The following is a 12,368-nucleotide window of genomic DNA, read 5'->3' on the forward strand; positions in this document are numbered from 1 at the left end:
CTGGAAGCATGACTCCCCTGCTTCCTGCCGCGCTCACCCCGGCCGACCTTCCGCTCGCCGAACTGAACTGTGCCCGCCTCGACGGTGAGCTGTTCCCGCTCGCCGGAGCGTGGTGTCCGGTCGACGCCCACGACGGCCCGGAGACCCGGGGCGAGGCGCTCACCTCGGTCGCGCCGAGCCGGGCCGCCGCCGAGCGGATGAGCGCCGCCTGGATCTATGGTCTGGCCGCCGAACCTGACCCCCATCAGTTCTGCATCGACATGACCGCGCGTGCCCGCAAGCCCGTCGAGACGAGGACCCAGCTCCGCGAGGTGCGCCTCGGCCGCGACGACACGAGGGTGCTGGGTCGTCAACTCGTCACCACTCCCCTGCGGACGGCTATCGACCTTGCCCGCTGGGGCCGCTCACCCGGGTGCCGCGCAGACACGGCGCTGCTGGCGGCGCTGCTGGTCTATGACGGACCAGTCGATCCGCACGCCGACGAACAGGCGCTCGCCGGTCAACGGGGAGTCTCGTTCAGCCGCAGGGCGGCCGCCCAGCTACGGGAAGCGCGCCGGCTGAACCTCAGCCGTCACTGACCCTGTAGACGTCGTACACGGCGTCGATGCGGCGCACCGCGTTCAGCACCCTGTCGAGGTGGGTAGTGTCGCCCATCTCGAACACGAACCGGCTGATCGCCAGCCGGTCGCTGGAGGTGTGTACCGTCGCCGAGAGGATGTTGACGTGGTGTTCCGACAACACTCTGGTGACATCCGAGAGCAAGCCGGAGCGGTCGAGGGCCTCGATCTGGATTTGCACGAGGAACAGGCTCTTCGAGGTCGGCGCCCAGTCGACGTCGATCATCCGCTCGGGTTCCTTGAGCAGTTCCTGCACGTTGTGGCAGTCGAATTGGTGCACAGACACACCGGAACCGCGGGTAATGAAACCCACGATCTTGTCGCCGGGAACCGGGGTGCAGCAGCGTGCCAGCTTGACGAGGATGTCGGGGGCGCCGCGCACCAGGATCCCGGAGTCGTTGTTGCGCAACGTCTGGGTACGGCCGTTGGGGGTGAACGGCAGGTCCGTCGCGTCGCTCTCCTCCACGCTCTGCAGCGTGGCGACGACCTTCTCCAGCACGGACTGCGTCGACACGTGGCCTTCACCGACGGCGGCGTAGAGCGCCGAGACGTCTTCGTAGCGCATCACGGCGGCGACCTCGGCGAAGGAGTCCTGGTTCATCAGCTTCTGCAGCGGCAGGTTCTGCTTGCGCATGGCCCTGGCGATGGCGTCGCGGCCCTGTTCGATGGCCTCGTCGCGGCGTTCCTTGGTAAACCACTGGCGAATCTTGTTGCGCGCCCTGGGGCTCTTGACGAAGTTCAGCCAGTCCTGGCTCGGACCCGAGTCCGGGTTCTTGGAGGTGAAGACCTCCACGACGTCGCCGGTGCTGAGCGAGCTCTCCAGAGGTACGAGCCGTCCGTTGACCTTGGCGCCCATGGTGCGGTGGCCCACCTCGGTGTGCACGGCGTAGGCGAAGTCCACTGGCGTCGCGTCGGCGGGCAGGCCGATCACGCGGCCCTTGGGCGTGAAGACGTAGACCTCCTTGGCGCCGATCTCGTAGCGCAGGGAGTCGAGGAACTCGTTGGGGTCGGCCGTTTCGGCCTGCCAATCGGAGATATGTGCCAGCCAGGCCATATCGGTGTCGCTCTGCGGGCCGGGGCCGGAGCTCTTGCCGTTGACCTGCTCCTTGTACTTCCAGTGCGAGGCGACGCCGTACTCGGCACGCTCGTGCATCTCCTGGGTACGGATCTGGATCTCGACCGGGCGGCCACTCGGGCCGAGCACGGTGGTGTGCAGCGACTGGTACAGGTTGAATTTGGGGGTGGCGATGTAGTCCTTGAAGCGACCGGGCAGCGGAGTCCACCGCGCGTGGATGGCTCCGAGGACCGCGTAACAGTCCCGCACCGAGTTCACCAGGACCCGGATGCCGACGAGGTCGTAGATCTCGTCGAACTCGCGGCCGCGCACGACCATCTTCTGGTAGATCGAGTAGTACTGCTTGGGCCGTCCGGCCACCTTGCCGCGAATGCGCGCGGCCTTGAGATCGTCGTTGATCGCGTCGATGACGTACTGCACGAATTCTTCGCGCTGCGGGGTGCGCTGCTTGACGAGGCTCTCGATCTCGGCGTACAGCTTCGGGTAGAGCACCCCGAAAGAGAGGTCCTCGAGTTCCCACTTGATGGTCTGGATTCCCAGGCGGTGGGCCAGCGGGGCGTAGATCTCGAGGGTCTCGGTGGCCTTGCGGGTCGCGGACTCCGCCGGCACGAAGCCCCAGGTGCGGGCGTTGTGCAGACGGTCGGCCAGTTTGATGATCAGCACCCGGATGTCCTTGGACATCGCGACGATCATCTTGCGGACAGTCTCGGCCTGAGTGCTGTCGCCGTACTTCACCTTGTCGAGCTTGGTGACGCCGTCCACGAGCATGGTGATCTCGTCGCCGAAGTCGGCGCGCAACTGGTCGAGGGTGTAGTCGGTGTCCTCGACGGTGTCGTGCAACAGGGCAGCTGCCACGGTCTTGGGACCGATCCCGAGGTCGGCCAGGATCTGGGCGACCGCGACGGGATGGGTGATGTACGGCTCGCCGCTGCGACGTTTCTGGCCCTCGTGGGCCCGCTCAGCGGCCGCGTACGCCCGTTCGATGATCGACAGATCCACCTTGGGATGGTGCGTGCGCACCGTCTTCAGCAGCGTGTCGACGGCACCGACGGGCTGCGCCCTGGAGAAAATACGCGGCACCAGACGACGCAGTGACGCGGCGGATGGCGTGGTGGTTTCTGTCATCTCGTTACCTCACTCCCTGGCGCCAATTATCCCTGTACTAACGGATAAACGGTAAACCGAGGGACGCTGTCGGATATTCCCGGCGGGCGAACCGGCTCACGCGGGAACGTCCGCGCGGGCCGCATCCGTGCCGGCGACCGACGAGGTACCGGTGGCCTTGGCCCGCAGGGCCAGGGCCTTCTTGTCACGCTTGCGGATCTCCGGCTCGTTCTCGCGCAGCTGGGCGTAGAGCGGGGCGGCGATGAAGATCGTGGAGTATGTACCCACGATCATTCCGATCAGCAGGGCCAGGGAGATGTCCTGCAGGGTTCCCGCACCCAGAACGAACGCACCGATGACGAGGATCGAGGCGACCGGGAGGACTGCGACGATCGAGGTGTTGATCGAGCGCACCAGGGTCTGGTTGACCGCGAGGTTGACCGAGTCGGCGAACGTGCGCCGGGATTCTGGCCCGTCTTCGGTCGTGTTCTCGCGGATCTTGTCGAACACCACCACGGTGTCGTACAGCGAGTAACCCAGGATCGTGAGGAAGCCGATCACGGCAGCCGGAGTGATCTCGAAGCCGGTGATGCCGTAGAAACCCGCGGTGATGACGAGGTCGTGTAACAGGGCGACCATGGCGGCGGCGGCCATTTTCCAGGTGCGGAAGTACAGGGCCATCACCGCGCCGGCGAGCACCAGGAAGGTCAGCAGTGCGCGGATGGCGGAGCCGGTGATGTCCTGGCCCCAGGACGGGCCGATGAACGAGGACGTGACCTGCGCCGCGTCGACGCTGTATGCGGTGGCGAGAGCGGCGCGTACTTCCCGGCTCTCGGTGTCGCTGAGCTGGTCGGTCTGCACGCGGATGCTGTCGCTGCCGACGACGGACACCTTGGGCACGGCTTCGGGCACCACCTCGGTGACCGCGGTGGATGCCGCATCCTGGTCCTCGGTGGAGATCTCGGAGAGGACGAACTCGGAGCCGCCGGTGAACTCGATGCCGAACGTGAACCCACCGCGGAGGACCGGACCGAGGATCGCGATCAGGATCATGACCGCGGCGACCGAGTACCAGACCTTACGACGTCCGACGATGTTGTAGGAGAGCTTGCCGGTGTGCAGATCGTTGCCGAACTGGTTGAAGCTGGCCATTAGGAATCCTTCCCATCGGTCGACTTACTGGAGCCGGAACCGACGAGCTCAGCCGCCTTGCGTTCGGCGATGGTCTGGCGCTTTGCGGCCTCCTTGCTGGAGGACGGCGACTTGCGTGACGCCACCTCCACGGAGGGCTGGAACCGGGCGCGTCCGCGGTAGACGGCGCCGAGTGCCCGCGGGTCGAGTCCACTGAGCTTGTGCCCGTCTCCGAAGAACTTGGTGCGGGCGAGCAGCTGCAGCATCGGATGGGTGAACATCGCCACGACCAGGAGGTCGACCAGGGTGGTCAGTCCCAGGGTCAGGGCGAAACCGCGCACGTTACCGACGGCCAGGATGAACAGAACCGCGGCGGCGAGGAAGTTGACGGTGTCGGAGGCGATGATGGTGCGGATCGCGCGGCGCCAGCCGGATTCGACCGAGGACACCAGTCCCCTGCCGTCGCGGAGCTCGTCGCGCACCCGCTCGAAGTAGACGATGAACGAGTCAGCGGTGATACCGATGGCCACGATGAGACCGGCCACACCGGCCAGGGAGAGGCGGTACCCCTCACGCCAGGACAACAGAGTGATCAGCAGGTAGGTGATCACGCCAGCCACGATGAGCGACGCGACAGTGACCAGCCCGAGGAGGCGGTACTGGATGAGGGAGTAGAGCACGACCAGGATCAGGCCGATCAGGCCCGCGATGAGGCCGCTCTGCAGCTGGGTCGAACCGAGGGTTGCCGAGATGGTGTCCTGGCTCTGCACGGCGAAGCTGATCGGCAGGGCGCCGAACTTGAGCTGGTCGGCGAGGGCCTTGGAGGTGTCCTGGTCGAACGAGCCGGTGATCTGGGGCTTGCCGTCGGTGATCACGGCCAGCGTGCGCGGAGCGGAGATGACGCTGCCGTCCAGCACGATGGCGAACTGGTTCTGCGCGCCCTGGAGGCCGCTCAGGCGAGTCGTCACGTCGGCGAACGACTCGGTGCCGGTGCGGTCGAAGACGATGTTGACGGCCCATTCGCCGGTAGTTGCACCGCTCTGCGTGGTGACCTGCCCGTTGGTGGCGTCGGAGATGTTCTCGCCGCTCACCTCGACCGGGCCGAGGATGTACTTGATCGAACCATCGCTCTCGCAGGTGATCAGCGGCTGATCGGCCGGTGCCACAATGCTGGTGTCGATGTCGCTGCACTGGAAGGAATCGAACTCCGCCTGCAGGTCGGGAGTGATGTTGTTCAGGTCGCTCGCGTCGGTGGGCGCGACGGCCGGGGTCTCAGCGGCCGGAGTCTCTGCGGCCGGGGTCTCTGCGGCCGGGGTCTCTGCGGCCGGGTCTGCCGCGGCATCCGTCGCCGGGTCGGTGGCCCCGTCGGTTGAGCCGTCTGCGCCGACACTGTCCTCAGTGGGCGCTGAAGCGACCAGGACCGGTCGGAACTCAAGCTTTGCCGAGGACTGGATGCGGTTCAGGGTGGCGTCGTCAGGCGTTCCGGGAATGGAGACGACGATGTTCTGTCCACCCTGGGTGTTGATCTCCGACTCGGAGACTCCGGCGGAGTCGATCCGCTGCCGGATGATCGACACCGCCTGGTTGAGCTGTTCAGACGAAACCGTCTGGCCGGACTCGAGCTTGGGGGCCAGAATGATCTGGGTGCCACCCTCGAGGTCGAGCGCCAACTTCGGCGTCCACGAACCGCCGCCGGTGAGAACGCCGGCTCCGTTCAGAGCGATGAGACCGACGATGATCACGCCAAGCCAGGTCAGGGAGCGCCAGGCCTTCTTGGTCGGAGACGACTTAGCCACCTATTGAACTCAGCTTTCTATTGCTCGTGCTGCGCGACCGAAGCCGCGCAGCCGGAGTGGGTGTGTTACGCGTCGCCCTTTTTGGGTTCGGTGTCGGTGTCGGGCGCGACCTCGTCGGTCGTCGGCTTGAATTCGGCACGCTGGCCGTACTCGGGCTCGCCGACAACGGCCGGCGTGCCGGCGTCGGTGTCAACGGTCTGGTCGAGGACGACGTCATCGCCGGCAACTGTGGGCTCGACGACGCGGGCGATCGTCTGGCGGTGGATCTGCACAATGGTGCCGGGTGCGATCTCGAGGGCGACCTTGTTCTCTTCCTCATCGATCGACACAATGGTGCCGTAGAGGCCGAAGTTGGTCATCACGTCTGCTCCGGCGACCATCTTCGACTGCAGGGCCAAGGTGTCCTTCTGGCGCTTGCGGCCATTGCGAAACATGAAGAACACAAGCAACGCCAAGACGGCGAGCATGACAAGAGTCAACGGATCCATAGAACTGTGAAACCTTCCCGTGCGAGCGTGGTGTCGCGACGAAGTTTTTTGTGGGAGTGGCTGGGGGAAGCCGGCAGAAGGTGCGTGCCTGACCAGCTTGAATTATAGAACATCCAAGGTGAGCGCAGCCTGAGGATTGCTCAAGCCGAAATGCCGCCACGCTGCGGCAGTAGCAACCCGCCCGCGCGGGGTACGCGTGAGGAAGCCTATCCGCACCAAGAAGGGCTCTACGACCGATTCGATGGTTTCGGGCTCCTCCCCCACCGAGACGGCCAGTGTATTCAGCCCAACCGGTCCACCCCCAAAACGGGTGAGGACGATGTTCATGACCTCGCGGTCGAGCCGGTCCAGTCCGATTTCGTCGACGTCGTAGAGTTCCAGCGCCGCGTGCACGGCCGCCAGGTCGGCGTCTCCGCCGTGCACGAGCGCGTAGTCGCGCACCCGGCGCAACAGCCGGTTGGCGATTCGCGGAGTCCCCCGGCACCGGCCGGCGATCTCGGCGATGGCCTCCCGGTCGATGACCAGTCCGAGGAGGCGTGCGGCCCGCACCAGCACCAGTTCGAGTTCGGCGTCGGCGTAGAACTCCAGGTGGGCCGTGAAGCCGAACCTGTCGCGCAGTGGGTTCGGGAGCATGCCGGAACGTGTGGTGGCCCCGACCAGGGTGAACGGCGCCAGGTCCAACGGTACCGACGTGGCTCCGGCCCCCTTGCCGACCATGATGTCGATGCGGAAGTCCTCCATCGCCAAGTAGAGCATCTCTTCGGCGGAGCGGGCCATCCGATGGATCTCATCGATGAAGAGCACCTCGCCGGGCACGAGGGAGGAGAGCACTGCAGCCAGGTCGCCGGCGTGCTGAATCGCGGGGCCGCTAGACATGCGCAGCGGCCGATTGCCCTCGTAGGCGATGATCATGGCGAGGGTCGTCTTGCCGAGGCCTGGCGGGCCGGCCAGCAGGATGTGGTCAGGGGTGCGCTGCTGCATCGATGCCGCGGTCAGCAGCAGCTGCAACTGACCGCGCACCTTCTGCTGGCCGACGAACTCGGTGAGGCTCTTGGGGCGCAGGGCGCCCTCGAAGGCCAGCTCCGCGTCGCCCTCGAGTGCCGGGTTGGTCAGGTCGACGCCGGGATCCTGGGTCATGAGTTGCGACCAGCGGCATTGGCGGCACCCGAATGCTGGGCAGGACCGAGCCGGGCCAAGGCCAGGCGGAGCACGGCCCCGACCCCGGCTTCCTCGGCGTCGAACTCGGCTGTGCTGCCGGCGAGGATCTCCTCAACGGCCTGGACGGCGACCCGCTCCGACCAGCCGAGGCCGATCAGCGCTGCTTGCACGCTGGCGCCGACGGTGGCCGTGGCGACGCCGACGCGTCCGGGGGCAACGGCGGCGCTGGTGACGGCGACCTTGCCGACCAGTGACAGCACTATGAGCTTGGCGGTCTTCGGTCCGATCCCGCTGACCTTGCGGAACACGGCATCGTCCTCGGCGTTGACGGCGAGGGCGATTTGGTTGGGGGTGAGCACGGCGAGCACGCCGAGCGCGGACTTGGGACCGACGCCGGTGACGCCGACGAGAAGCTCGAACACTGCGAGTTCTTCGGCGCTAGGGAAGCCGTAGAGGGTCAGGGAGTCTTCACGAACGATCAGGGTGGTGGCCAGGCGGGTTTCGGTGCCGACCCTCGCGGCCAAGGCCGTGGACGGGGTGACCTGCAGGGCGAGTCCGACTCCGCCGACCTCGATCACGACGGTTGAGCCCAGGGCTGAAAGGACTGGGCCACGCACTGAAGAGATCACCTAGCCAGCCTACGGTGCGCCGCAGACACTGCCGCCGCCGACCCCGGCGCGTTGCCGCGCTCGGCGTCGCGCCAGGCCTTCTGCGCCGGAGTGAGCGAGCCGGGACTCAGCGCGGGCGTGGACCGGTTGCCCGCCGCGACCGTGCCGCTGGTGGGGAGTACACCGCCGGCGGCGCCGGTTCGCCACGCGTGGCAGATGGCCAGCGCGAGGGCGTCGGCGGCATCCGCCGGTTTCGGGATTTCGGCCAGTCCCAGCACCCGGGCGACCATTGTGCCGACCTGTTTTTTGTCCGCGGAGCCGTACCCGGTGATGGCGGCCTTGACCTCGCTCGGGGTGTGCAGGGTCACCGTCAGTCCGCGCTTGGCGGCGAGCATGAGGGCCACCCCACTGATCTGGGCGGTGCCCATGACCGTGCTCACGTTCTGCTGCGCGAAGACCCGTTCAATGGCCACGAAGTGCGGTTGGTGCCGGTCGAGGAGCTCTTCGAGGCCCTCACTGATCAGGAGCAGGCGGCGTTCGAGGGGCAGGTCGGGAGAGCTGCGCAGCACCTGCACGTCGACAAGGGTCGCCGAACGGTTCGCTGCGACGTCGACGATCCCGACGCCGCAGCGGGTCAGGCCCGGGTCGATGCCCAGCACCCTGACCGTCATCGGTGGGCTATTCGCTGTCTGCTTCGAGCTCGGCCTGGACCTCGGCCGAGACGTCGTAGTTGCTGTAGATATTCTGCACGTCGTCGAGTTCCTCGAGAGCGTCGATGAGCCTGAACACCTTGCGGGCGGTCTCGGCGTCGACCTCGATCTTGAGCTGCGGGACGAAGGCGATGTCGGCGGAGTCGTAGTCGATTCCAGCCGCCTGCAGGGCAGTACGGGTGGCGACCAGATCGTGCGCCTCGCTGAAGACCTCGAACTTCTCGCCGTCGTCGACGACCTCTTCGGCGCCGGCGTCGAGCACCGCAGCGAGCACGTCGTCTTCGGTTGCGTCTCCCTTGGGCACCACGACGATGCCCTTGCGGTGGAAGTTGTAGGCGACACTGCCCGGGTCGGCCATGTTGCCGCCGTTGCGGCTGACCGTGGTGCGCACCTCGGCCGCGGCTCGGTTCTTGTTGTCGGTGAGGCACTCGATCATGATGGCGACACCGTTGGCGGCGTAGCCCTCATACATGATCGTGGTGTAGTCGACGGCTTCACCGGACAGCCCAGCGCCGCGTTTGACGGCGCGGTCGATGTTGTCGTTGGGGACCGAGGTCTTCTTGGCCTTCTGGATGGCGTCGACGAGCGTCGGGTTGCCAGACAGGTCCGCTCCGCCCATACGGGCAGCGACCTCGATGTTCTTGATCAGCTTGGCGAAAGCCTTCGCCCGACGCGAGTCGGTGACAGCCTTCTGGTGCTTGGTGGTCGCCCACTTGGAATGCCCGGACATGAATCTCCCGATTTTCGTTGCGTTGTCGTTGCGCTAACTCGTGCGACGCGCTTGGGGCGTCGTCTGCAGGCACCGCGACCGTTCCGACCGCTCAGTGCGTTCTCAGTCTAGCCCGGGCACCCTTCGACTGCCCTTCGGCTCACCGGGTGGTGGGCACGCCGAGTATCTTGTGCAGGGTGCGCAGGTTGCGGTTCGTGGTGGTGGATTTGTACCGGGGTTTGGCTGCCAGGACGCTGAAGGGGCTCTTGATGCCCACAGCCCGACGCACCTGCCAGTACAGGAGTCCGTCGCCGGGTAGAACGCTCTCGTCGGCCGGATCGAGCTGGGGCGCGCTGACCAGGAGCTCGTCGAGCCTGGCCGGGTCTGAGCCGAAGAGGATGTACGAGTGCCAGCCGTCCCGGTCGTCGAACGGGTAGCCGTCGACGGCTACGACGAGGTCGTCTCTGCTGAGCAGCACCACGAACGCCGTGTATCCGAATCGCTCGGACAGGGCTCGTTCCATGCCCGTCTTGACGGCGGCGGCATCAGGCTCGTCGCTCGTGAAGAGCACATTGCCGCTGGCCAGGATGGTCGTGACACCGCTGTGGCCGAGCCTGCTGACCGTTTCGGCCAGGTCGGCCATCTTGATGGTGATGCCGCCGACGTTGATGCCGCGCAACAGGGCGACGTATCTCATGCGCTGGCCTGGGTCATGCCCCCATTGTGCCGGACTGTGTGGTGCAGCCGGGCTAGGCGCCGAAACCGGCCTTCTGCACCTTCTGCAGGAAGTACTCGTGGAAGCGGTACTCCCCCGTGATCTCCGGGTGGAAGGACGTGCCGAGCAGGTTGCCTTGTTCGACGGCCACGCATCGACCGTCGGCGATCGTCGCCAACGCCGTGGCGCGCGATCCGACGGTCTCGACCACCGGGGCGCGGATGAAGACGGCGTGCACTGGGGTCTCGCCGAGGGCCGGTACGTCCAGGTCGGTCTCGAACGAGGCGGTCTGCGAGCCGAACGCGTTGCGGCGCACGCTGATGTCCAGGCCGCCGATGCTCTGCTGGCCCGAGATGCCGTCCAACACGTTGTCGGCCAGCATGATCAGTCCCGCGCAGGTGCCGTAGACCGGCATCCCGCCCTGGACGGCCGCTCGCAGGGGGTCGGCGAGGCCGAACATGCGAGTCAGCTTGTCCATCACGCTGGACTCGCCGCCCGGGATCACCAGGCCGGTGACGCTGGCCAGTTCCTCCGGGCGGCGCACGAGAGTGACCTCGCTGCCGAGCGAGCGCAGAACGTCGGCATGCTCGCGAAAGTCGCCCTGAAGGGCGAGTACTCCAACGCTCATGAAGCGGGTGTTACCAGCCGCGCTCGGAGAGGCGGTGCGGTGCGGCAAGGTCGGACACGTTGATGCCGACCATGGCTTCGCCGAGTCCCCGCGAGACATCTGCGATGATCTTGGCGTCGTCGTAGAAGGCGACGGCCTTGACGATGGCGTTGGCGCGTTCCTGCGGGTTGCCGGACTTGAAGATGCCCGAACCCACGAAGACGCCGTCGGCGCCGAGCTGCATCATCATGGCCGCGTCGGCCGGGGTGGCCACGCCGCCGGCGGTGAACAGCACGACGGGCAGCTTGCCGGTCGCGGCGATCTCGGCGACGAGTTCGTACGGGGCCTGCAGGTCCTTGGCGGCCACGTACAGCTCGTCCTTGGTGAGCGAGGACAGCCGGGCGATCTCGCCCTTGATGGTGCGGATGTGCTTGGTGGCCTCAGAGACGTCGCCGGTGCCGGCCTCGCCCTTGGAGCGGATCATCGCGGCGCCCTCGGTGATGCGACGCAGCGCCTCGCCCAGGTTGGTGGCACCGCAGACGAACGGAATCGTGAAGTTCCACTTGTCGATGTGGTTGACGTAGTCGGCGGGGCTCAGCACCTCTGACTCGTCGATGTAGTCGACCTCGAGGGCCTGCAGCACCTGGGCCTCGACGAAGTGGCCAATGCGGGCCTTCGCCATGACCGGGATGGAGACCTCGGCGCGGATGCTGTCGATCAGGTCGGGGTCGCTCATGCGGGCGACACCACCCTGGGAGCGGATGTCGGCCGGGACGCGCTCGAGCGCCATGACGGCGACGGCGCCGGCGTCTTCGGCGATGCGGGCCTGCTCGGCGTTGACGACGTCCATGATGACGCCGCCCTTCAGCATCTCAGCGAGTCCGCGCTTGACGCGGCTCGAGCCGAACTGTGCGGCGCTGTCGACCTGCTCGGGGGAAGTGGTGTCAGTCATAGCTACGATTCTATTCCTTGCGTCTGGTGCCGCTGGTCGGGGCGAGGGGCACGGGTGATGAGAACTGGGTCAAGAGACGGGTGTTACTGCAAGCCGTGCCAGCGAGGTGGGAAAGCGAGGGTCAGACGGTGGAAACCGGCCAACCCTCCGCGACCTCGCGGCGCACCTCGCCGAGCAGCTTCGGGATTGCCTTGGTGCCGGCGATGATCGGGAAGAAGTTCGAGTCGAGCGCCCACCGCGGAACGATGTGCTGGTGCAGGTGCTCGGCGATCCCGGCGCCCGCGATGCGGCCCTGGTTCATTCCGAGGTTGAACCCGTCGCAGCCCGAGGTGGCCTTGAGCACCCGCATTGCCACCTGGGTCAGGCTACCGATCTCGGCGACTTCCTCAGGGGTGGCTTCGTCATACGTCGCAACATGCCGGTAGGGGCAGACCAGCAGGTGGCCGCTGTTGTACGGGAACAGGTTCAGCAGCACGTAGGCGTACTTCCCGCGAGCCACGATGAGAGCCTTCTCGTCGTCCATCGACGGTGCGATGCAGAACGGGCAGTCGTCGGGGTGCGGCTGCTGACCGTCTTGGATGTAGACCATCCGGTGGGGCGTCCACAGTCGCTGGAAGGCATCCGGAACGGCGGCGAAGTCGCCCGAATTCTCCACCTGGACGCCCTCGACGAAGTCCTGCGGGCTGCCGGACAGGCGG

Annotated in this window: 13 protein-coding genes; 1 reads left to right on the forward strand and 12 read right to left on the reverse strand. The window is 66.5% G+C overall.

Going from position 1 to position 12,368, the window contains the following annotated elements:
• The first annotated feature begins 8 nt into the window (after positions 1-8).
• Positions 9-578, forward strand: a complete 570-nt coding sequence (locus E3O60_RS13990) for a hypothetical protein (RefSeq protein WP_134498421.1) — start codon at positions 9-11, stop codon at positions 576-578.
• Here E3O60_RS13990 and E3O60_RS13995 read toward each other — a convergent pair.
• The 12 genes from E3O60_RS13995 to E3O60_RS14050 form a co-directional block, all read right to left on the reverse strand.
• Positions 565-2,817, reverse strand: coding sequence for a bifunctional (p)ppGpp synthetase/guanosine-3',5'-bis(diphosphate) 3'-pyrophosphohydrolase (locus E3O60_RS13995; protein WP_088456312.1), 2,253 nt, complete (start codon positions 2,815-2,817; stop codon positions 565-567). The two genes, E3O60_RS13990 and E3O60_RS13995, sit on opposite strands and share 14 nt — an antisense overlap.
• Positions 2,818-2,913: 96 nt before the next feature.
• A complete protein-coding gene (secF, locus tag E3O60_RS14000) occupies positions 2,914-3,948 on the reverse strand; it encodes a protein translocase subunit SecF (RefSeq protein ID WP_134408710.1) in 1,035 nt (344 codons plus the stop codon).
• Positions 3,948-5,723: a protein translocase subunit SecD gene (secD, locus tag E3O60_RS14005; RefSeq protein WP_134498423.1), complete on the reverse strand. Its 1,776-nt coding sequence runs from the start codon at positions 5,721-5,723 to the stop codon at positions 3,948-3,950. Before secD ends, secF begins: the two co-directional genes overlap by 1 nt.
• A 65-nt stretch (positions 5,724-5,788) precedes the next feature.
• Positions 5,789-6,190 (reverse strand): preprotein translocase subunit YajC, encoded by a 402-nt coding sequence (gene yajC / locus E3O60_RS14010; RefSeq protein ID WP_241980134.1) that lies wholly within the window; start codon positions 6,188-6,190, stop codon positions 5,789-5,791.
• 123 nt (positions 6,191-6,313) lie between these two features.
• On the reverse strand, positions 6,314-7,348 hold the full coding sequence (gene ruvB, locus E3O60_RS14015) for a Holliday junction branch migration DNA helicase RuvB (protein WP_103431917.1): 1,035 nt from the start codon (positions 7,346-7,348) through the stop codon (positions 6,314-6,316).
• A complete protein-coding gene (gene ruvA / locus E3O60_RS14020) occupies positions 7,345-7,998 on the reverse strand; it encodes a Holliday junction branch migration protein RuvA (protein WP_134408712.1) in 654 nt (217 codons plus the stop codon). Before ruvA ends, ruvB begins: the two co-directional genes overlap by 4 nt.
• Positions 7,995-8,648: a crossover junction endodeoxyribonuclease RuvC gene (ruvC, locus tag E3O60_RS14025; protein ID WP_088456318.1), complete on the reverse strand. Its 654-nt coding sequence runs from the start codon at positions 8,646-8,648 to the stop codon at positions 7,995-7,997. Before ruvC ends, ruvA begins: the two co-directional genes overlap by 4 nt.
• 7 nt (positions 8,649-8,655) lie before the next feature.
• Positions 8,656-9,417, reverse strand: coding sequence for a YebC/PmpR family DNA-binding transcriptional regulator (locus E3O60_RS14030; protein WP_088456319.1), 762 nt, complete (start codon positions 9,415-9,417; stop codon positions 8,656-8,658).
• A 139-nt stretch (positions 9,418-9,556) separates the two neighbouring features.
• Positions 9,557-10,093 carry a DUF1697 domain-containing protein gene (locus E3O60_RS14035; RefSeq protein ID WP_088456320.1) on the reverse strand — a complete coding sequence of 179 codons (537 nt, stop codon included), beginning with the start codon at positions 10,091-10,093 and terminating at the stop codon, positions 9,557-9,559.
• A 52-nt stretch (positions 10,094-10,145) separates the two neighbouring features.
• A complete protein-coding gene (gene pdxT, locus E3O60_RS14040) occupies positions 10,146-10,739 on the reverse strand; it encodes a pyridoxal 5'-phosphate synthase glutaminase subunit PdxT (protein WP_134498425.1) in 594 nt (197 codons plus the stop codon).
• Positions 10,740-10,749: 10 nt separating this feature from the next.
• Entirely contained in the window at positions 10,750-11,670 is a 921-nt protein-coding gene (gene pdxS, locus E3O60_RS14045; protein WP_088456322.1) for a pyridoxal 5'-phosphate synthase lyase subunit PdxS, read from the reverse strand.
• Positions 11,671-11,791: 121 nt separating this feature from the next.
• Positions 11,792-12,325: an HIT domain-containing protein gene (locus E3O60_RS14050; protein ID WP_370291374.1), complete on the reverse strand. Its 534-nt coding sequence runs from the start codon at positions 12,323-12,325 to the stop codon at positions 11,792-11,794.
• Positions 12,326-12,368: the final 43 nt, after the last annotated feature.

It is taken from the genome of Cryobacterium sp. TMB1-7, from assembly GCF_004402435.1.
GTDB classification, from domain to species: Bacteria; Actinomycetota; Actinomycetes; order Actinomycetales; family Microbacteriaceae; genus Cryobacterium; species Cryobacterium zongtaii.